The 20,163-nt window shown below is 71.0% G+C and carries 19 protein-coding genes; 12 read left to right on the top strand and 7 right to left on the bottom strand.

The window, feature by feature from the left end:
- Window positions 1–2 precede the first annotated feature (2 nt).
- The 10 genes from ACWC09_RS45025 (at window position 3) to lgt (ending at window position 8,464) form a co-directional block, all read left to right on the top strand.
- Window positions 3–1,481, top strand: a complete 1,479-nt coding sequence (locus ACWC09_RS45025; RefSeq protein ID WP_450857185.1) for an anthranilate synthase component I — start codon at window positions 3–5, stop codon at window positions 1,479–1,481.
- A gap of 52 nt (window positions 1,482–1,533) precedes the next feature.
- The gene (locus ACWC09_RS45020; protein ID WP_450857184.1) at window positions 1,534–2,175 is read left to right on the top strand and encodes a TIGR02234 family membrane protein; all 642 of its coding nucleotides are present in this window, start codon (window positions 1,534–1,536) and stop codon (window positions 2,173–2,175) included.
- Window positions 2,176–2,374: 199 nt separating this feature from the next.
- Window positions 2,375–2,632, top strand: coding sequence for an HGxxPAAW family protein (locus tag ACWC09_RS45015; RefSeq protein WP_450857182.1), 258 nt, complete (start codon window positions 2,375–2,377; stop codon window positions 2,630–2,632).
- A 77-nt stretch (window positions 2,633–2,709) separates the two neighbouring features.
- The gene (locus ACWC09_RS45010) at window positions 2,710–3,156 is read left to right on the top strand and encodes a DUF2752 domain-containing protein (protein WP_450857181.1); all 447 of its coding nucleotides are present in this window, start codon (window positions 2,710–2,712) and stop codon (window positions 3,154–3,156) included.
- A 147-nt stretch (window positions 3,157–3,303) separates the two neighbouring features.
- Window positions 3,304–4,113, top strand: a complete 810-nt coding sequence (trpC, locus tag ACWC09_RS45005; RefSeq protein ID WP_450857179.1) for an indole-3-glycerol phosphate synthase TrpC — start codon at window positions 3,304–3,306, stop codon at window positions 4,111–4,113.
- Window positions 4,114–4,134: 21 nt separating this feature from the next.
- Window positions 4,135–4,368 carry a tryptophan biosynthesis modulator TrpM gene (gene trpM, locus ACWC09_RS45000; protein ID WP_450857178.1) on the top strand — a complete coding sequence of 78 codons (234 nt, stop codon included), beginning with the start codon at window positions 4,135–4,137 and terminating at the stop codon, window positions 4,366–4,368.
- Between the two features lie 67 nt (window positions 4,369–4,435).
- Entirely contained in the window at window positions 4,436–5,719 is a 1,284-nt protein-coding gene (gene trpB / locus ACWC09_RS44995; protein WP_450857176.1) for a tryptophan synthase subunit beta, read from the top strand.
- Window positions 5,716–6,534: a tryptophan synthase subunit alpha gene (gene trpA, locus ACWC09_RS44990; RefSeq protein ID WP_450857174.1), complete on the top strand. Its 819-nt coding sequence runs from the start codon at window positions 5,716–5,718 to the stop codon at window positions 6,532–6,534. The genes trpB and trpA overlap by 4 nt, the downstream gene beginning before the upstream one ends.
- 103 nt (window positions 6,535–6,637) lie before the next feature.
- Complete coding sequence (locus ACWC09_RS44985) at window positions 6,638–7,414, top strand: DsbA family protein (RefSeq protein WP_450857172.1); 777 nt, start codon at window positions 6,638–6,640, stop codon at window positions 7,412–7,414.
- Between the two features lie 93 nt (window positions 7,415–7,507).
- Window positions 7,508–8,464, top strand: coding sequence for a prolipoprotein diacylglyceryl transferase (lgt, locus tag ACWC09_RS44980; RefSeq protein ID WP_450857170.1), 957 nt, complete (start codon window positions 7,508–7,510; stop codon window positions 8,462–8,464).
- Between the two features lie 115 nt (window positions 8,465–8,579).
- On the opposite strand, the gene ACWC09_RS44975 is transcribed toward lgt, so the two are convergent.
- From ACWC09_RS44975 to ACWC09_RS44945, 7 genes are read right to left on the bottom strand one after another with little or no spacing between them, the layout of a single operon-like run.
- Window positions 8,580–9,413, bottom strand: a complete 834-nt coding sequence (locus ACWC09_RS44975) for an HpcH/HpaI aldolase/citrate lyase family protein (RefSeq protein ID WP_450857168.1) — start codon at window positions 9,411–9,413, stop codon at window positions 8,580–8,582.
- Window positions 9,410–10,621, bottom strand: a complete 1,212-nt coding sequence (locus tag ACWC09_RS44970) for a CaiB/BaiF CoA transferase family protein (RefSeq protein WP_450857166.1) — start codon at window positions 10,619–10,621, stop codon at window positions 9,410–9,412. The genes ACWC09_RS44975 and ACWC09_RS44970 overlap by 4 nt, the downstream gene beginning before the upstream one ends.
- Entirely contained in the window at window positions 10,618–10,761 is a 144-nt protein-coding gene (locus tag ACWC09_RS44965; RefSeq protein ID WP_450857165.1) for a hypothetical protein, read from the bottom strand. Before ACWC09_RS44965 ends, ACWC09_RS44970 begins: the two co-directional genes overlap by 4 nt.
- Window positions 10,758–12,122 (bottom strand): ADP-ribosylglycohydrolase family protein, encoded by a 1,365-nt coding sequence (locus ACWC09_RS44960; RefSeq protein WP_450857163.1) that lies wholly within the window; start codon window positions 12,120–12,122, stop codon window positions 10,758–10,760. The genes ACWC09_RS44965 and ACWC09_RS44960 overlap by 4 nt, the downstream gene beginning before the upstream one ends.
- Window positions 12,110–13,276, bottom strand: a complete 1,167-nt coding sequence (locus tag ACWC09_RS44955) for an ADP-ribosylglycohydrolase family protein (RefSeq protein WP_450857161.1) — start codon at window positions 13,274–13,276, stop codon at window positions 12,110–12,112. Before ACWC09_RS44955 ends, ACWC09_RS44960 begins: the two co-directional genes overlap by 13 nt.
- 8 nt (window positions 13,277–13,284) lie before the next feature.
- On the bottom strand, window positions 13,285–14,709 hold the full coding sequence (locus tag ACWC09_RS44950) for an ADP-ribosylglycohydrolase family protein (protein WP_450857159.1): 1,425 nt from the start codon (window positions 14,707–14,709) through the stop codon (window positions 13,285–13,287).
- On the bottom strand, window positions 14,706–15,815 hold the full coding sequence (locus tag ACWC09_RS44945) for an ADP-ribosylglycohydrolase family protein (protein WP_450857157.1): 1,110 nt from the start codon (window positions 15,813–15,815) through the stop codon (window positions 14,706–14,708). Before ACWC09_RS44945 ends, ACWC09_RS44950 begins: the two co-directional genes overlap by 4 nt.
- 274 nt (window positions 15,816–16,089) lie before the next feature.
- On the opposite strand from ACWC09_RS44945, the gene ACWC09_RS44940 reads away from it, so the two are divergent.
- Together ACWC09_RS44940 and ACWC09_RS44935 are read left to right on the top strand one after the other, a co-directional pair.
- Complete coding sequence (locus tag ACWC09_RS44940; protein ID WP_450857155.1) at window positions 16,090–16,821, top strand: VIT1/CCC1 transporter family protein; 732 nt, start codon at window positions 16,090–16,092, stop codon at window positions 16,819–16,821.
- Window positions 16,822–17,222: 401 nt separating this feature from the next.
- On the top strand, window positions 17,223–20,163 hold a 2,941-nt coding region (locus tag ACWC09_RS44935; protein ID WP_450857153.1), incomplete at its 3' end, for a glutamate synthase central domain-containing protein.

Below are 20,163 nucleotides of genomic sequence, written 5' to 3'. Positions count from 1 at the left end.
CCATGGACCTCGAGACCTTCCGCAAGCTCGCCACCGACCGGCGCGTCATCCCGGTCACGCGCAAGCTCCTCGCCGACGGCGACACTCCGGTCGCGCTCTACCGCAAGCTCGCCGCCGAGCGCGCCGGCACCTTCCTGCTGGAGTCCGCGGAGAACGGCCGCTCCTGGTCCCGTTATTCGTTCGTGGGCGTTCGCAGTGCCGCCACCCTCACCGCCCGCGACGGGCAGGCCCACTGGCTCGGCACCCCGCCCGTCGGCGTCCCCGTCGACGGAGACCCCCTCGCGGCGCTGCGCGCCACCATAGAGACCCTGCACACCCCGCACCAGGAGGGCATGCCGCCCTTCACCGGCGGCATGGTCGGCTACCTCGGGTACGACATCGTCCGCCGCCTGGAGAAGATCGGCCCCGGCGAGCGGGACGACCTGAAGCTGCCCGAGCTGACCATGCTCCTGACCAGCGACCTCGCCGTCATGGACCACTGGGAGGGCTCGGTCCTCCTGATCGCCAACGCGATCAACCACAACGACCTCGACACCGGTGTCGACGAGGCCTACGCCGACGCGGTGGCCCGTCTGGACGCCATGGAGGCGGACCTCTCCCGCGCGGTCGCCCAGCCGCCCGCCGTCCTCCCGCCCTCCGAACTCCCCGAGTACACCGCGCTCTGGGGCGGCCCCGACTTCCAGGCGGCCGTCGAGGACGTCAAGGAGCGCATCCGGGCCGGCGAGGCCTTCCAGGTCGTACCGTCCCAGCGCTTCGAAACGCCGTGCACGGCAAGCGCGTTGGACGTGTACCGAGTGCTGCGGGCGACCAACCCGTCCCCGTACATGTACCTGTTCCGCTTCGACGGCTTCGATGTCGTCGGCTCGTCCCCCGAGGCGCTCGTCAAGGTCGAGGACGGGCAGGCCATGGTCCACCCCATCGCCGGCACCCGGCACCGCGGCGCCACCCCGCAGGAGGACCAGGCCCTCGCCGACGAGCTGCTCGCCGACCCCAAGGAGCGCGCCGAGCACCTGATGCTGGTGGACCTCGGCCGCAACGACCTCGGGCGCGTCTGCGAGCCGGGCTCGGTCGAGGTCGTGGACTTCATGTCCATCGAGCGGTACTCGCACGTGATGCACATCGTCTCGACCGTCACCGGAAGGGTCGCCGAGGGCCGCACCGCCTTCGACGTCCTCACCGCCTGCTTCCCGGCCGGCACCCTCTCCGGCGCCCCCAAGCCCCGCGCGATGCAGATCATCGACGAACTCGAGCCGTCCCGGCGCGGGTTGTACGGCGGCTGTGTCGGCTACCTCGACTTCGCGGGCGACTCCGACACGGCCATCGCGATCCGCACGGCGCTCCTGAGGGGCGGCACGGCGTACGTCCAGGCCGGCGCCGGCATCGTCGCCGACTCGGACCCGGTCGCCGAGGACCAGGAGTGCCGCAACAAGGCGGCGGCGGTGCTGCGGGCGGTGCACACGGCCAACCGGCTGGGAAAGTAGGACGGGGCTCACGTGAACCCCGGGTGACGGTTGGCCCGGGGTTCGGGCGATAGTGGAGTACGTGACTGCTGTTCCGCACCCCCGTTCCGAAGCCGCAGGCCCCGCCCGGGCCCGTCGGCTCTCCCTCGCCGTCGCCCTGCCGGCCGGTGCGCTCGGCGCGGCCGTGGCGCTGCTCGCCACCCGGCAGCGCTGGTCGGAGGGCACCGCGACGGTGGCCGGCGGCGCGTTCCCGCTGACCGCCAAGGGCAGCGACGTCACCGGCGTCCCGGCCGCCCTGGCCATAGTGGGCCTCGCCGCGCTCGTCGCCGTGTTCGCCGTCCGCAAGTCGGGCCGGCTGCTGGTCGCGGCCCTGCTCGCGCTCTGCGGTGGCGGCACGATCGCCGCGGCCCTGCTGGGCGCCTCCGACAGCTCCGCCCTCGACGAGAAGGCCGCGCAGGCCGCCGGGGACACCTCGGCGACCGTGGACGCCCTCAGCCACACGGCGTGGCCGTACGTGGCCGCGGCGGGCGGGGCGTTGATTCTGCTGGCCGGCCTTCTCGCGCTGCGCTACGGCCGCCATTGGCCCGCGATGTCGGGGCGCTACGAGCGGGACGGGGCGCCGAAGCCTCGCCGTAGGGCCGCGACGGTTGATCCTGACCGGCCCGAGGACATCTGGAAGGCGCTGGACCGGGGCGAGGATCCGACCGGGGCATAGCGCTCCGTGGGGAGGCCGGATTGCGTCTGCGGGCCGGTGGGGGCTCGTCGCGCAGTTCCCCGCGCCCCCAAGGAAGGTCGGCCACGCTTCCCGGCGTTGACTCGCCGGGGCCACCCCCGCTCACGTCACCCGTACCCGTGCGGGACAATGTCGGATGAGCATCCGGCTCAGACACGTAAACAGCAACGAGGAGCAAGTCATGGCGGGCAGCAGCCACGGTCACACCCCGGCCGCCTGGACCGGTGTCACGATCGCCTTCATCGGTTTCTGCGTTTCGGGTGCCTTCATGGTGATGGCTCAGCCCGTGGGCTTCTGGGCCGGCATGGCGATCGTGGTCGTCGGCGGTGTCGTCGGCTGGGTCATGAGCGCGATGGGCATGGGGCAGCCGAAGGACACGCACGAGCAGTTCCAGGCGGCGCTGGCCGAGAGCCGCGCCGCCGCGAGCGCGAAGAGCTGACTCCCGTAGAGCTTGCAGAGGGGCGATCCGACACCGGATCGCCCCTCACGCATGCGTGGCGGCCATTCCAGGGGACAATGCGAAACGTGAATGCCGAGAGCCGGCCCATGACGCAGCCCGACACCGCATCCGGGGCGGCACGCCTCGCCGTCCCCGCCGGGATCATGGCCGCCGTCGCCGGGGCCTTCGCCTATGTCGGCGCGGTGGACCCCAACCAGCCCGGCCACTATCCCGTCTGCCCCCTCTACCGCCTGACCGGCATCTACTGCCCCGGCTGCGGTGGTCTGCGCAGCGCGCACGAGTTCATCCACGGCGACTTCCTCGGGGCGTTGCACGACAACGCCCTCGCCGCCGTCGGCTACCCGCTCTTCGCCGTGCTGTGGACCGTATGGGTGGTCCGCGCGGCACGTGGGCGTCCTCTGCGGCTCGCGCTCGCTCCCGGGCACATGTGGGCCATCGGAGCATTGCTGCTGGTCTTCACGGTTGTCCGGAACCTGCCGTTCGGTGGCTGGCTACGTCCTTGATCAACTGACGAATGTCCAGGTAGTGGGACCGGCGTCAACCGGATGTGAGGCCTACGCCCTCCTCCGGATACCATCGCAGTGACCACGGGTTTTTCTTACCTTGGTCAACAGCTTCAACAGTCCACCGTCTGGAAGGGGGCCGCTCGCGTGAGTGTGCTCGACGAGATCATCGACGGAGTCCGTGCCGACCTCGCGGAGCGGCAGGCGCGCGTCAGCCTCGACGAGCTCAAGGAGCGCGCGGCGAAGGCGCCCGCGGCGAAGGACGGCGTGGCAGCCCTGCGCGGTGACGGCGTCAAGGTCATCTGCGAGGTCAAGCGCTCCAGCCCCTCCAAGGGCGCGCTGGCCGCTATCGCCGACCCGGCCGGGCTGGCCGCGGACTACGAGGCGGGCGGCGCGGCCGTCATCTCCGTCCTCACCGAACAGCGCCGCTTCGGCGGCTCGCTGGCCGACCTGGAGGCGGTCCGCGCGCGTGTGGACATCCCCGTCCTGCGCAAGGACTTCATCGTCACCTCGTACCAGCTGTGGGAGGCTCGCGCGTACGGCGCCGACCTCGCACTCCTGATCGTCGCCGCCCTGGAGCAGCCCGCCCTCGAATCCCTCATCGAGCGAGCCGTCTCCATCGGCCTCACCCCGCTCGTCGAGGTCCACGACGAGGACGAGGTCGACCGCGCGGTCGAGGCAGGCGCCAAGGTCATCGGCGTCAACGCCCGCAACCTCAAGACCCTCGAGGTCGACCGCGGCACGTTCGAGCGCGTGGCCCCCGAGATCCCCGACCACATCGTCAAGGTCGCCGAATCCGGCGTCCGAGGCCCCCACGACCTCATCGCCTACGCCAACGCGGGCGCCGACGCGGTCCTGGTGGGCGAGTCCCTGGTGACGGGGAAGGACCCGAGGACGGCGGTGTCGGACCTGGTGGCGGCCGGCGAACATCCGGCTCTGCGGCACGGGCGCAGTTGATCTTTGGGTAGGCTGACCCCGATGACTCTCACCATGACGACCACGGACCGGTACGCCCGCCTCGCGCGCGGCTGCCGCCCTCGCGGCTGCCGCGCCCCGGCACGCCGCGTACACGGTCGCAGGGTGCGTTACGTCATCGGAGACGAACCTGGGCAGGTAAACGGCCGTCGATGGCAGCGCGCCCCAATGGGGCGCGGGGCTGTGCTCGATCTGCGGCTACCGCCGCGCGGGCGCGACCAGCCACACACGGCCTGAGGTCGTAAGACAAGCTCCGCCCCCACGGCGATCCGTTTTTCCACAAAACTCACCGTGAGGTTCAGTCATGCCCAGCGAGTTCTTCATCCCAGACCCGGAGGGTCAAGTCCCCAGCCCCGAAGGCTACTTCGGGGCGTTCGGCGGCAAGTTCATCCCGGAGGCCCTCGTCGCCGCCGTGGACGAGGTCGCCGTCGAGTACGACAAGGCCAAGCACGACCCCGAGTTCGCCCGTGAGCTCGACGACCTGCTGGTCCACTACACCGGCCGCCCCAGCTCCCTCACCGAGGTGCCGCGGTTCGCCGAACACGCCGGCGGTGCCCGGATCTTCCTCAAGCGGGAAGACCTCAACCACACCGGCTCCCACAAGATCAACAACGTCCTCGGCCAGGCCCTGCTCACCAGGCGCATGGGCAAGACCCGTGTCATCGCGGAGACCGGCGCCGGCCAGCACGGCGTCGCCACCGCCACCGCCTGCGCGCTGTTCGGCCTCGAGTGCACGATCTACATGGGTGAGATCGACACCGTGCGCCAGGCTCTCAACGTGGCCCGGATGCGCATGCTCGGCGCCGAGGTCATCGCCGTGAAGTCCGGCAGCCGTACGCTCAAGGACGCCATCAACGAGGCCTTCCGCGACTGGGTCGCCAACGTCGACCACACCCACTACCTCTTCGGTACGGTCGCCGGCCCGCACCCCTTCCCGGCCATGGTCCGCGACTTCCACCGGGTGATCGGCGTCGAGGCCCGCCGCCAGCTCCTGGAGCGCGCCGGACGCCTCCCCGACGCCGCGATCGCCTGCGTCGGCGGCGGCTCCAACGCGATCGGCCTCTTCCACGCCTTCATCCCGGACACCGACGTACGCCTCATCGGCTGCGAACCGGCCGGCCACGGCGTCGAGACCGGCGAGCACGCGGCGACCCTCACCGCCGGTGAGCCCGGCATCCTCCACGGCTCCCGGTCCTACGTCCTCCAGGACGACGAGGGCCAGATCACCGAGCCGTACTCGATCTCGGCCGGCCTGGACTACCCGGGCATCGGCCCGGAGCACTCGTACCTCAAGGACTCCGGTCGCGGCGAGTACCGCGCGGTCACCGACGACGCGGCGATGCAGGCCCTGCGCCTGCTGTCGCGCACCGAGGGCATCATCCCGGCGATCGAGAGCGCGCACGCCCTCGCGGGCGCGCTGGAGGTCGGCAAGGAGCTGGGCAAGGACGGCCTGATCGTCGTCAACCTGTCCGGCCGCGGCGACAAGGACATGGACACCGCCGCGCGTTACTTCGGCCTGTACGACACCGACGCCGAGGTCGCGGCCGACGCCGCCGACCTCGCCGAGATCGAGGGGGACGCCAAGTGAGCGGGAACATTCAGCTGCTGTCGGACACCCTCGCCGGTGCCAGGGCAGAGGGCCGCGCCGCACTCATCGCCTACCTCCCGGCCGGGTTCCCGACCGTGGACGGCGGCATCGAGGCGATCAAGGCCGTCCTCGACGGCGGGGCGGACGTGGTCGAGGTGGGTCTGCCGCACAGCGACCCGGTCCTCGACGGACCGGTCATCCAGACCGCCGACGACATCGCCCTGCGCGGCGGCGTCAAGATCGCGCACGTCATGCGCACGGTCAAGGAGGCCTACGAGGCCACCGGCAGGCCGATCCTCGTCATGACGTACTGGAACCCCATCGACCGGTACGGCGTCGAGCGCTTCGCCGCCGAGCTGGCGGAGGCCGGCGGCGCCGGGTGCATCCTGCCCGACCTGCCCGTCCAGGAGTCGGCGCTGTGGAGGGAGCACGCGGAGAAGCACGGCCTCGCGACCGTCTTCGTCGTCGCCCCCAGCAGCAAGGACGCGCGGCTCGGCCAGATCACCGCGGCGGGCAGCGGATTCGTCTACGCCGCCTCGCTCATGGGTGTCACCGGCACCCGTGAGTCGGTCGGCGCGCAGGCCCAGAACCTGGTCGAGCGCACCCGGGCCACCAGGAGTGACCTGCCCGTCTGCGTCGGGCTCGGTGTGTCCAACGCCGAGCAGGCCGCCGAGGTGGCCGGCTTCGCCGACGGCGTGATCGTCGGCTCTGCCTTCGTCAAGCGGATGCTGGACGCGCCGGACGACAAGGCCAGCGTCGAGGCCGTCCGCGAACTCGCCGGTGAGCTGGCGAAGGGCGTGCGCGGACAGGCGTAACGGAACACCGCCGTAACGGAACACAACGGAACATTCGGTCACTCGAACGGGTGGACCTGGGACCGGGGAGGCGCACTGCGCCTCCCCGGTTCGTTCTGGGGGTGTGAGCGAGAAGAATCGTGACGGAAAGCGGACCGCCCGACAGCGGCTGGCGGTCGAACGTGAGAAGCAGAAGTCCGCGGAGCGGCGCCGGCGGGCGCTGATCGTCGGCGCGAGCGTGGTCTGCGTCCTGGGCCTCGCGGCGGTCATCGGCGTGGTCGCGGCCAACGCCGGCAAGGACAAGAGCACCAAGAGCTCCGGCCCGGCCGTGGCACCGTCCGGGGCGCGGGGCAAGGACAGCCTGGCGATCCCGGTCGGCAAGGACGGCGCCAAGACGACGCTCACCGTCTGGGAGGACTTCCGCTGCCCGGCCTGCCAGGCCTTCGAGACGACGTACCGCCCGACCCTCCACGAACTCACCGACTCCGGTCGGCTCAAGGTCGAGTACCACCTGGTCCGACTGATCGACGGCAACCTCGGCGGCACCGGCTCGCTCCGCGCGGGCAACGCCGCGGCCTGCGCCCAGGACGCCGGCAAGTTCCGCGACTACCACGACGTGCTCTACGAGAACCAGCCCGAGGAGACCAATGACGCCTACAGTCGCAACAGCAAGCTGATCGAGCTGGCGGGCAAGGTGAGCGGTCTCGACACGGCGACATTCCGCACCTGTGTCAACGACGGTACGCACGACAGCTGGGTCGACAAGTCGAACGCCGCCTTCAAGTCGAGCGGTTTCACCGGCACGCCGACCGTGCTGCTGAACGGCAAGAACATCTACCAGGACCGGACGTTGACCCCGGCGAAGCTGAAGCAGCTGGTACAGGAGGCCAACAAGGGGTAAGGCGCGGCGGGGGGTTTCACACCCGCCCGTTATGGAGCCGTAGCCGGGCTGCCTGCCGTGGGCGCGGTCCGGCACGGTAGCGTCGACCCTGCCATGGAAGAACTTGCCTACATTCCCAGCCCGTCGCGCGGGGTGCTGTACCTCGGCCCCATCCCGCTGCGCGGCTACGCGTTCTGCATCATCATCGGCGTCTTCGTCGCGGTCTGGCTCGGCAACAAGCGCTGGATCGCCCGCGGCGGGCGGGCCGGCACGGTGGCCGACATCGCTGTCTGGGCGGTGCCGTTCGGCCTCGTCGGAGGCCGCCTCTACCACGTGATCACGGACTACGAGCTGTACTTCAGCGCGGGCCGTGACTGGGTCGACGCCTTCAAGGTGTGGCAGGGCGGTCTCGGTATCTGGGGCGCGATCGCGCTCGGCGCGGTCGGCGCGTGGATCGGCTGCCGGCGCCGGGGCATCCCGCTCCCGGCCTACGCCGACGCCATCGCCCCCGGCATCGCCCTCGCGCAGGCGATCGGCCGCTGGGGCAACTGGTTCAACCAGGAGCTGTACGGCAAGGAGACCCACGTCCCCTGGGCGCTGCACATCACGTCCTCGGCGGACGGCCGGGTGCCCGGGTACTACCACCCGACCTTCCTCTACGAGTCCCTGTGGTGCATCGGCGTCGCCTTCCTGGTCATCTGGGCCGACCGGCGCTTCAAGCTGGGCCACGGGCGGGCGTTCGCGCTCTATGTCGCGGCGTACTGCGTGGGCCGGGCGTGGATCGAGTACATGCGGGTCGACGACGCCCACCACATCCTGGGGCTGCGGCTGAACGACTGGACCGCCGGGATCGTGTTCCTGCTGGCGGTGACGTACATCGTGGTCTCGCTGAAGAAGCGGCCGGGCAGGGAAGCCGTGGTGGAGCCGGGGGCCGCTGACGAGGTGCCCGACGGCGACGACGGTGCCTCCGGTGACGAGTCCGACGGTGACAAGAAGGAGCCGGAGGCCGAGGCGGAGAGCTCCGCCGAGGAGGAAACGAAGGACGAGGCCGAGTCGGCGAAGAAGAGCTGACGGGTCGGTCTGACGGCGGGTTCCGGCGGGTTTGTCACCGCCGGGACCCGCCGCGGTCGTTCTCGCCGTTGCGGCGGAGAGAAAGCAAGGGCGGAAGAGGTCGGCGAGAGATCGACTAGCGGCGGTTGGCCAGGGACAGGGTGCGGCGGGCCGTTGCCACTACCGCCGCGTCGATGAACTTCCCGTTCGGCAGCGCCTGGGCGCCCTGTTCTCTTGTTGCCGCCTTCACGATCGCTTCCGCCTCCTCGATCTCGTGGTCCGTGGGGAGGTAGGCCAGTTCGATGATCGGGAGTTGGCGGGGGTGGATGGCGGCTCGGCCGAGGAAGCCGAGGGTGCGGCCATGGGTACAGGAGGCTGCGAGGCCCTCCAGGTCGCGGATGTCGGGGTGGACCGACTGGGGCGGTGGCGGGAGGCCTGCCGCTCTCGCGGCCACGATGATGCGGGAGCGGGACCAGTCGAGGCCCGCGTCGTCCCGTACGCCCAGGTCGGCACGGAGGTCCGCCTCGCCCAGGGAGATGCCGTGGAGCGCTGGGTGGGCGGCGGCGATGGCGTAGGCGTGTTCCACGGCCAGGGCCGTTTCCAGGAGGGCGTACAGGGCGGGTGCGCCGCCGGGCTTGGGGGCCGTGGTGTCGGCGATGCGGGTGATCTGGGCCGGGGACATCACCTTGGGGAGGCGTAGGCCGGAGAGGCCCGGGAGAGGGGCGATCGACTCCAGGTCCCGTGTCGCGTGGGGGCCGTCCAGGGCGTTCACCCGGACGTGGACCGGGACAGGGTGGGGGGAGGACAGAAGGTCGGCCGTGGCCTCGCGGGCGTAGGTCTTGCGGTCGGGGGCCACCGCGTTCTCCAGGTCGACGATGACGACGTCGGCGCCGGAGGCCAGGGCCTTGGCGACCACGTGGGGGCGGTCGCCGGGGACGTAGAGCCAGGTGAGCGGGGTCGGAGGCGTCATACGGCCTCTTCTTCGCGCAGGGCCGTCAACTCGGCCGGGGTCAGGCCCAGTTCGGCCAGGACCTCCTCCGTGTCCGCGCCGTGCGGGCGGCCCGCCCAGCGGATCGCGCCGGGGGTGGAGGAGAGGCGGAAGAGGACGTTCTGCATGCGGAGGGCGCCCAGGTCGGGGTCGTCGAGGGTGGTGACGGTGTCGAGGGCTTGATACTGGGGGTCTGTCATCACGTCTGCCACGTCCTGGATGGGAGCGACGGCCGCTTCCGCCTTCTCGAAGGCCGCCAGGACGTCGCTGCGGGTACGGGTGGCGATCCAGGTGCCGACCGCCTCGTCGAGGACGTCGGCGTGGGCGGCGCGGTCGGCGCCCGTCGCGAACCAGGGTTCGTCGATCAGGTCCGGTCTGCCGACCAGGCGCATCAGGCGCTCCGCGACCGACTGGGCCGAGGTCGACACGGCGACCCAGGTGCCGTCGGCGGTGCGGTAGGCGTTGCGCGGGGCGTTGTTGGCGGAGCGGTTGCCGGTGCGTTCCTGGACGTAGCCGAGTTGGTCGTACCAGGTGGGCTGGGGGCCGAGGACGGTGAGGATCGGTTCGATGATCGCCATGTCCACCACCTGGCCTTCGCCCGTACGGTCACGGGCGGCCAGGGCCGTCATCACCGCGTACGCCGTCGTCAGGCCGGCGATGGAGTCGGCGAGGCCGAAGGGCGGGAGGGTCGGCGGGGCGTCCGGTTCGCCGGTGATCGCCGCGAAGCCGCTCATCGCCTCCGCCAGGGTGCCGAAGCCGGGACGGTGGGCGTAGGGGCCGAACTGGCCGAAGCCGGTGACGCGGGTGAGGATCAGACGGGGGTTGGCGGCGGTGAGCTCCGGCCAGCCGAGGTCCCATTTCTCCAGGGTGCCGGGGCGGAAGTTCTCGATCAACACATCGGCGGTGGCGGCCAGTCGGAGGAGGGTGGCACGGCCGCCGGGCTTGGAGAGGTCCAGGGTCATCGTGCGCTTGTTGCGGCCGAGGAGCTTCCACCACAGGCCGATGCCGTTCTTCGACGGGCCGTGGCCGCGGGAGGGATCGGGTTTCGTCGGGTGCTCGATCTTGACGACCTCCGCGCCGAAGTCACCGAGCATGGTGGCGGCGAGGGGGCCGGCGAAGAGGGTGGCCAGGTCGAGGACGCGCAGGCCGGTCAGCGGGGCGGTGCGGGGGGTGGTGGTCTCGTCGGTCATGACGTGTACTGCGCCTCGATCTCTGAGCGGTACGGCATGGCGAGGGGTCCGGCGCCGCGGGCGGCGCAGAGGCTGCCCGCCGTGCGGAGCGTGACGACCACGGCCGGGACGTCGGACGGCAGGGCGACGATGTGGGTCATGGGCGGGATGCCTCCCGATGGGTGAGGTGGGCCAGGGTGTCGAAGCCGATGCCGTTGAAGTCGCCGACGGAGGTGGCCAGTTGGTTCTTGAGGGGGGTGGTCCAGTGGTCGGGGAGGGCGGTGGGGGAGCCGGTGAGGAGGGCGGCGATGCCGCCCGTCGTGGCGCCGTTGGAATCCGTGTCCCAACCGCCGCTCACCGCACGGGAGATGGAGCCGGTGAAGTCGCCGTTCGCGTGGGTGAGGGCGGCGGTGATCAGGGCGGTGTTGGGGATGGCGTGGACCCAGTGGTGGGTGGGGGCGTAGGTGGCGTGGAGTTCGTCCACGACGGTGTCGAAGTCGGGGTGGGTTTCGGCTAGTTGGGCGGCGTGGTGGATGGCCTTCGCCAGGCGGGAGCGGGGTGGGATCACGGTGAGGCCGGCGCGTAGGCAGGTGTGGATGTCGTGGGTCCGGGTTGCCGCGGTCGCGATGACGGCCGCCGTGAACATCGCCGCGTAGACGCCGTTGGCGGTGTGGGTGAGGGTGGCGTCCCGGTGGGCCTGTTCCGCCGCGGCGGCGGGGTCGCCCGGGTTGGTCCAGCCATGGATGTCCGCGCGGATCAGGGCGCCGATCCATTCTCGGAAGGGGTTGCGGTGGCGGGCCGTGTGCGGGGGCTCGATGCCGGTGAGCAGATTGCGGTAGGCGACGCGTTCTGCTGTGAAGGTGCGGCCGGCGGGGAGTTCGTCGAGCCAGAGGGTGGCTAGGTCCGTGGGGGTGAAGTCTCTGCCGTGGCGTTGGAGCAGGAGGAGGTTGAGGAGGGGGTAGTTGAGGTCGTCGTCCTCGGGCATGCCGTCGATGTTCTCGGCGAGGGAGGTGTTGGCCGAGCGGCGATTCCAGGGGTATGCGGAGATGAGTTCCGCGGGGACTCCCTTTGCTGTGAAGTACGTGTTCAGGGGCCAGTTGCCGGTGGACCCGGCCAGTTGACGGATGGCTTCCAAAGGGAGTTTTTCCACGGGTTTGCCCAGGAGGCAGCCGACTGCTCGGCCCAACCAGGCTGCTTCCAGGCCTGACGCGGTGGGGGCTGGGCCGGGGTGGGTGTCGCTCGGCCAATCGGGGCACAGCGCCTTGATCCTGGCGAGGTCGGTGGGCTCGTGTTCCGCCAACTTGCTCGGCAGGTCCGCCAGTTCGTCGAGCAGGTCCTTTGCCAGTTGGCGCAGGTACCTCGACGCCGGTCGCGGGGACGCGCCTGCTGTCAGGGGTGCCTCGGCGCCGGCCGCCGCCCTCCACCTCGCCGCGATCACCGACGCCTCGCGGCCGTCCAGTGCCGCCTGGCGGAGTTCGTGGCCGATCAGGTCCTCGGGCTGGACCCAGGTCAGTCGGAGCATCTCGGGCCTTCGATCTCCTTGAAGGCCGACTCGTGGGTTCGGCGGCGGCGTACGTCGTGTTCGAAGATTTCTCGGGTTACCTCGGTGAGGGTTCGTGCCGGTTGCCAGAGGTCCAGGCGGCTGGCTTCCGACACCGTTTTGGACCAGGCCTCGGGTACCGGGGAGCCCAGGGCGCCCGCCAGCGCGCCTGCCATCGTGGCGATCGAGTCGCAGTCCCGGCCGTAGTTGACCGCCCCCAGGACCGCATGGTGGTAGTCGCCGGCCGACACGATCAACATGCCCAGGGCGATGGGGAGTTCCTCGATCGTGTGGAGGCGGGAGGGGCGGCGGGCGGCGAGGGAGGGGGCGCGGTAGTCGGGGCCCACCGTGTCGTAGGGAGCCACCGCTTCTCGTAGCGGAGTCAGCGCGGACTCGAAGTCCGTGTGATGGGAGGCCACTTCGCAGACCTGCTCGATGGCTGTGCGGGTGCCGTCCTTCGCCAGGGAGAGGGCGGTGGAGACGATCGAGTCGGGGGTGGCGTCCGGCTCGCAGGCCGCCGACACCGCCGCCGCGAAGACCGCCGCCGCCTCCCTGCCGTACGACGACTGGTGGGCGCCCGCGATGTCCAGGGCCTCCGTGTAGGCGCCCGTGGGGTTGGCCGCGTTGACCAGGCCGACGGGGGACATGTACATCGCCGCACCGCAGTTGACGATGTTGCCCACCCCTGCCTCGCGGGGGTCGACATGGCCGTAGTGGAGGCGGGTCGCCAGCCACTTCTCCGCCAGGAAGACACGGTGGAGGGGGAGGGCCTCGGATTCCAGCTCCGGGATCCAGCGGGGGGTTGTCATCAGGTCCGGGACCAGGTGGTCCGCGATCGCGTAGGCGTCGAGGTGGTCGCGGACGGTCGCGTAGACGCGGATGAGGGCGTGGGTCATCAAGGTGTCGTCGGTGACGTGGCCGTCGCCCTTGTGGTACGGGGCGACCGGGCGGGCCGTGCGCCAGGCGTCGCCGTTCCAGGGGCCGACGATGCCGTGGATGCGGCCGCCGTGGCGTTCGAGGATCTGGGTGGGGGAGTAGCCCTCGACCGGGCCGCCGAGGGCGTCGCCGACCGCCGCGCCCACGAGGGCTCCGGTGATCCGATCCTCGAGGGTGGTTTCTGTTTGTCTGGGCGTCATGCCCCGAATCATCCACCCGGCGGGGCCGGTTGTGCGGATTCCAGGAGTTCGGCGAGTTCTACGAGGTCGGTGCCGGTGAGGCGGGGGAGGGCGCAGCCGGAGAGGGTGCGGCAGGCGTCGCGCCAGGTGCGCGGGATCGAGTCGGCGCCACCCAGTGCGCCGGTGAGGGCGCCGGTGAGGGCGGGGGCGGAGTCGGCGACGCGGGAGAGACAGGCGGCGGCCGGGACGGCTTCGGCGATACGGCCGTGGGAGGCGGTGGTGAGGGCGAGGGCCACCGGGACCGTTTCGGCCGCTGCGATGCCGTAGCTGTAGACGTGGTCGACGATTCGGTGTTCGAGGAGGGGGATCAGGGCGAAGGCGGAGTCGGCCTGTTCGGCCAGGTTCAGTGCCTGGCGGGCGTTGCGGCCGATCTCCGTGGTGTCGGGGAGTTCGGTGAGGGCTGCGGACACGCAGGTGCGGATGTCGGTGCCGGTCAGGGCCAGGGAGACGGCTGCCGCCATCGCGCGGGCTCCGTGCACGCCGTCGCCGTCCTGGGTGTAGCGGGCGTCGAACTCGGCCAGGTCCGCGGCGAGTCGGGGGTCGCCGGGGTGGGCGACGGCGAGGACACAGGCTCGGATGCAGGCCGCGTCGTCGAAGTAGTGGGGGTTGTCGTGGCCGGTGGCGGGTGGGCGGAGGCCGGTGGCCAGGTTGCCGAGGCCGGCCCGGACGGAGATGCGGGCGCGGAGGGGGAGGACGGCGGACTCGATCTCCGGGGCGCGGTCGGCCGCGGCGGCCACTTCGGCGGCTACGGCGTTCCAGGTGAGGTCGATCGCGGCTCGGGTGCGGCGGTCGCGGGGGAGGTCGGCGAGGGCGGTGTCGTCGCCGGCGCGGAGGAGGGCCTCTGCGGCGAAGGCTGCCCATTCGGCGTCGTCGGAAGGGCCTAGGTGGAGGGGGTCGGGGGGTTGATTGAGGGCGATGGGGACGGGGAGGGTGGTGGTGGCGTTCTGTTCGGCGAAGGTGTCGAGTTCGCGGGTGAGGCGGCGGGTCCAGTCGGGGAGGCGGGTGGCTCTGTGGCGGGCGGCGGGCCAGCCGGCGGCGTCGCCTGCGGCCAGGCCGAGCAGGAGGCCGACGGTTCTGCGGGGCTCGGCGGGTGCCTGCGGGTGTGGGGCGCCGACAACCGCCCCGGCTTCGCCTTCGGCGGGTTCGTTCCCACCCGCACCACCCGTGCGGCTTTCGCGGTCGGGTGCGGGTGGCCCCGGTGGGGCCTTCTCGCCGTCGGCGGCCGCGGGTTCGACGGGCTCCGCCGTCTCCCCGTCCCGTCGCTCTGCCTCCGCCTCCTCCCGTCGCTCTGCCGTTACCCCGTCCCCTCCCCCTGCCTCCCCCTCCTCCCGCCGCTCTGCCGTCGCCCCGTCTCCCCGCTTCGCCCGCCCCTCCCCACACTCCGCCCCCCTCACCGCCCCGCCTCCGCCTCGTCGTCCCCTGCCAAGGTGAAGGCGTCCGCGTCCGGTGGTGGGAAGTGCTCGGGGGGCAGTGCGGCCGGGGCGGGGTTCTGGTCCGCCGCCTCCCCACCCCGTACCAGCAGGTCCGCCACCTCCAGCACATGCTGACCCGCCATCGCCGGCAAGCAGCTGCCCCGGACCGGGCCGATCGCCGCCGCCCACTCCGCCGGGATCGCCGAGACACCCTGTGTCGCGCCCGCCAACGACCCCGCCACGGCTGCCGTGGTGTCGGCGTCGCGGCCCATGTTGACCGCGGTGAGGACCGCGTGGCGGAAGTCGCCGTCGGCTGCCGCGTAGGCGCCGAAGGCGAGGGCGACGGCTTCCGGGGCCAGGTCCGTCCACGGGTAGCCGCCGATGACGACCGCCGAGCGCACCGCGCGTTCTCCCCGGTGGGCGACGGCGACGGCTCGGCGCAGGGAGCGGGCCGTCCAGGAGTCGTCCGGGATCACCGCCAGGGCCGAGGCGATCACGGCGATCGTCGGGGCGCCCGCCATCGCCGCCGCGACCCCCGCCGCCACCGCCTGGCCGCCGTAGATGCCCTCGCCCTCGTGGCTCACCGAACCGTCGATCGCCACCAGTCGGGCCGCCTCGGCCGGGCGGCCCGCCGCGAAGACGCCGAAAGGGGCCGCGCGCATGGCCAGGCCGTCGCTCCAGGCGTGGCGATGCTGGGCGGAGATGGGGGCCGCGAGGCCGCGGCGGAGGTTCTCCAGGGTGCCGCGTTCACTGAAGCCCGCGCCGCGGAAAGGGCCCTCGTCGCGGTCCGCGATCCACTTGTGCCAGGCCGCTTCGACATGGAGTGGAGTGAGGGCCGAGCCGTGGTGGGCCAGGAGGAGTGACGAGAAGATCGCGTACTCCGTGTCGTCCGTGCCGGCCGGGTTCTCGGACACATAGCCCGTGATACGGCCCCAACGGGCGCGGATCTCGGACGGCTTCATGTTCTCCGCGGGGGCTCCGAGGGCGTCTCCCACGGCCAGGCCGAGCAGTGCTCCACGAGCTCGTTCGCGGAGTTCGGCGGACTTCCCGGACGGCGGGACCGAAGGGATGCAGGCGATCGATGCCATACGCGGCCTCTCCGGGACGGGGGTCCACAGGGAACGCGGGACCTTTGCCCATGTGTCCCACCGTCAGCGGTTGACCTCAGCCTCCGCGGGCTCCATGTCACCCGGTCGACATTTGGGCAGCACCCTGCACGGGTGAGCATGCAGGGGCAAAACCGCAGGTTAGCCGAGCCTTTCCTTGCTGGCGGGGAGGGAATTCCAGGCGTAAGTTCTGGGTTGTCGAGAAGTAGAACTTGTCCAAAGTTAGCTTTGGCTTAGCTTTCCTGGGGGATCCCGCATGGCGATCATCGAGACCGAGGCCACGCTCCACGAGGCGCACCGCGACAACCACACGCACCGCGATGTCAATGGTGGTTGGCTGCGCCCCGCCGTGTTCGGGGCGATGGACGGGCTCGTCTCCAACCTGGCACTCATGACCGGCGTGGCCGGCGGATCCGTCGGCCACCAGACCATCGTGCTCACCGGGCTCGCGGGGCTCGCCGCCGGCGCCTTCTCGATGGCCGCCGGAGAATACACCTCCGTCGCCTCGCAGCGCGAGCTCGTCGAGGCCGAGCTGGATGTCGAGCGGGCCGAGCTGAGGAAGCACCCTGCGGACGAGGAGGCCGAGCTCGCGGCGCTCTACGAGGCCCGGGGGGTCGAACCGGAGCTGGCTCGCGAGGTCGCCCGGCAGCTGTCGAGGGACCCCGAGCAGGCGCTGGAGATACATGCTCGCGAGGAGCTGGGCATCGATCCCGGGGATCTGCCGTCGCCGCTGGTCGCGGCCGTGTCGTCGTTCGGGGCGTTCGCACTGGGTGCGCTGCTGCCCGTACTGCCGTATCTGCTCGGTGCGACCGCGCTGTGGCCGGCGCTGCTGCTCGCCTTCTTCGGGCTGTTCGCGTGCGGGGCCGTGGTGGCCAAGGTGACCGCGCGGACCTGGTGGTTCAGCGGGCTTCGGCAGCTCGCCCTGGGAGGGGCGGCGGCCGGTGTGACCTACGCCCTGGGCGCTTTCTTCGGAACGGCCGTAGGATAGGTCGGATGCTACTTATGCGTTGGGCCGCATAAGTAGCCGTTACTGACTGGTTTCGAATGCTTAACCACCGGGCATGAGCCGTAAGCGCTGTGGGCAATGAGGCCTGCCGCGCACCAGCGGGAAGGGCGACGCAGCCCTCCCCGTCTTCGGGCTGACGGACAACGATCTGTCCCGTTCGGTCCCCAAAGCTTCCATCGCAGGCGCGGTACCCGTGCTGCAGCCGCGCGATGTCCGCATGTTGGAACGGAATATCCCGGTTCCCGAGAACCGCTCCATCATGTAACCTGCACGAAATTTTGCACTCCGCAGAGGGCCAACGTCGTCCCTCGGCACATGCTCCCCCAGAGCCTCAAAGGCCTGGGAGGTGCCCCCAGCCACTTGAGACGACGACGGGAGAGCCGATGCGTACGCCGCGCCAGCCGTCCCAGCATTCCGCGAATGGCCAGAACTGGTCCTTCATGGATGCTCGCCCTGCTGCGCAGGGTATGTACGACCCCCGCAACGAGCGCGACGCGTGCGGCGTCGGGTTCGTGGCCACCCTCACCGGCGAGGCGTCCCACACCCTGGTCGAGCAGGCCCTGACGGTCCTGCGGAACCTCGAGCACCGCGGCGCCACCGGCTCCGAGCCCGACTCCGGCGACGGCGCCGGCATTCTCTCCCAGGTTCCCGACGCGTTCTTCCGCGAGGTGGCCGGATTCGAGCTGCCCGAGGCGGGCGGTTACGCGGTCGGTATCGCCTTCCTGCCGGAGGGGGCGGCCGAGGCCGTCTCGCAGATCGAGACGATCGCCGGCGACGAGGGCCTGACGGTCCTCGGCTGGCGCGAGGTTCCGGTCGCGCCCGAACTGCTCGGTGCCACCGCCCGTTCGACGATGCCCGCCTTCCGGCAGATCTTCGTCACGGACGGCGCGAGCAAGGACATCGACCTCGACCGCAAGGCCTTCGCGCTGCGCAAGCGCGCCGAGCGCGAGGCCGGTGTCTACTTCCCGTCGCTCTCCGCGCGCACCATCGTCTACAAGGGCATGCTGACGACCGGTCAGCTGGAGCCCTTCTTCCCGGACCTCTCCGACCGCCGCTTCGCCTCGGCGATCGCCCTGGTCCACTCGCGCTTCTCCACGAACACCTTCCCGTCGTGGCCGCTCGCGCACCCGTACCGCTTCGTCGCGCACAACGGTGAGATCAACACCGTCAAGGGCAACCGCAACTGGATGGTCGCCCGCGAGTCGCAGCTCGTGTCCGACCTGTTCGGGGACAAGGGCCTGGAGCGCGTCTTCCCGATCTGCACGCCGGAGGCTTCCGACTCGGCGTCCTTCGACGAGGTGCTGGAGCTGCTCCACCTCGGTGGCCGTTCGCTGCCGCACTCCGTGCTGATGATGATCCCGGAGGCGTGGGAGAACCACGACTCCATGGACCCGGCCCGGCGCGCCTTCTACCAGTTCCACTCCACGATGATGGAGCCCTGGGACGGCCCGGCCTGTGTCACCTTCACCGACGGCAAGCAGGTCGGCGCGGTCCTCGACCGCAACGGTCTGCGCCCCGGCCGCTACTGGGTCACCGACGACGGCCTCGTCGTCCTCGGATCCGAGGTCGGCGTCCTCGACATCGACCCCGCCAAGGTCGTCCGCAAGGGCAGGCTGCAGCCGGGCCGTATGTTCCTCGTCGACACGGTCGAGCACCGCATCATCGAGGACGACGAGATCAAGGCCGGCCTCGCCGCCGAGCACCCGTACGCCGAGTGGCTGGAGGCCGGGGAGATCGAGCTCTCCGACCTGCCCGAGCGCGAGCACATCGTGCACACGCATGCCTCGGTCACCCGCCGCCAGCAGACCTTCGGTTACACCGAGGAGGAACTGCGCGTCCTCCTGGCGCCGATGGCCAAGGCCGCCGCCGAGCCCATCGGTTCGATGGGTACGGACTCGCCGATCGCCGCGCTGTCCTCGCGCCCGCGGCTGCTCTTCGACTACTTCACCCAGCTGTTCGCGCAGGTCACCAACCCGCCGCTGGACGCGATCCGGGAAGAACTCGTCACGAGCCTGCGCTCGTCCCTCGGTCCCGCGAGCAACCTCCTGGAGCCGACGGCCGCTTCGTGTCGTAGCGTCACCCTGCCCTTCCCGGTGATCGACAACGACGAGCTGGCCAAGCTCATCCACATCAACGCCGACGGCGACATGCCCGGCTTCAAGGCCGCGACCCTGTCCGGCCTGTACCGGGTCTCCGGTGGCGGCGACGCCCTCGCCGCGCGCATCGAGGAGATCTGCGCCGAGGCCGACGCGGCCATCGAGAACGGCGCCCGGCTGATCGTCCTGTCGGACCGTCACTCGGACGCCGAGCACGCGCCGATCCCGTCGCTGCTGCTCACCGCGGCCGTCCACCACCACCTCATCCGCACCAAGCAGCGCACCCAGGTGGGCCTGCTGGTCGAGGCCGGTGACGTCCGCGAGGTCCACCACGTCGCCCTGCTCATCGGCTTCGGCGCCGCGGCGGTCAACCCGTACCTGGCGATGGAGTCGGTCGAGGACCTGCTGCGCGCGGGCACCTTCCTGAGCGGCCTGGAGCCCGAGCAGGCGATCCGCAACCTGATCTACGCCCTCGGCAAGGGCGTCCTGAAGGTCATGTCCAAGATGGGCATCTCGACCGTCGCCTCCTACCGCGGCGCCCAGGTCTTCGAGGCCGTCGGTCTCGACGACGCCTTCGTCGAGAAGTACTTCAACGGCACGGCCACCAAGATCGGCGGCGTCGGCATCGACGTCATCGCCAAGGAGGTGGCCGCCCGGCACGCCAAGGCGTACCCGGCGTCGGGCATCGCTCCCGCGCACCGAGCGCTGGAGATAGGCGGCGAATACCAGTGGCGCCGCGAGGGCGAGCCGCACCTGTTCGACCCGGAGACGGTCTTCCGCCTCCAGCACTCCACGCGCACCGGCCGCTACGACATCTTCAAGAAGTACACCGAGCGCGTGAACGAGCAGTCCGAGCGGCTGATGACGCTCCGCGGGCTCTTCGGCTTCAAGTCGGACCGGCCCTCGATCTCCATCGACGAGGTCGAGCCGGTCTCCGAGATCGTCAAGCGCTTCTCGACCGGCGCCATGTCCTACGGCTCCATCTCGCTCGAGGCGCACGAGACCCTCGCCATCGCCATGAACCAGCTGGGCGGCAAGTCCAACACCGGTGAGGGCGGCGAGGACCCGGACCGTCTCTACGACCCGGCCCGGCGCAGCGCCATCAAGCAGGTGGCCTCCGGTCGCTTCGGTGTGACCTCCGAGTACCTGGTCAACGCGGACGACATCCAGATCAAGATGGCCCAGGGCGCCAAGCCCGGCGAGGGCGGCCAGCTGCCCGGTCACAAGG

This window comes from Streptomyces sp. NPDC001617 (genome assembly GCF_053596855.1).
The sequence above is the reverse complement of the archived record's forward strand: the minus strand, read 5'-3'. Positions and strand labels throughout refer to the sequence as shown.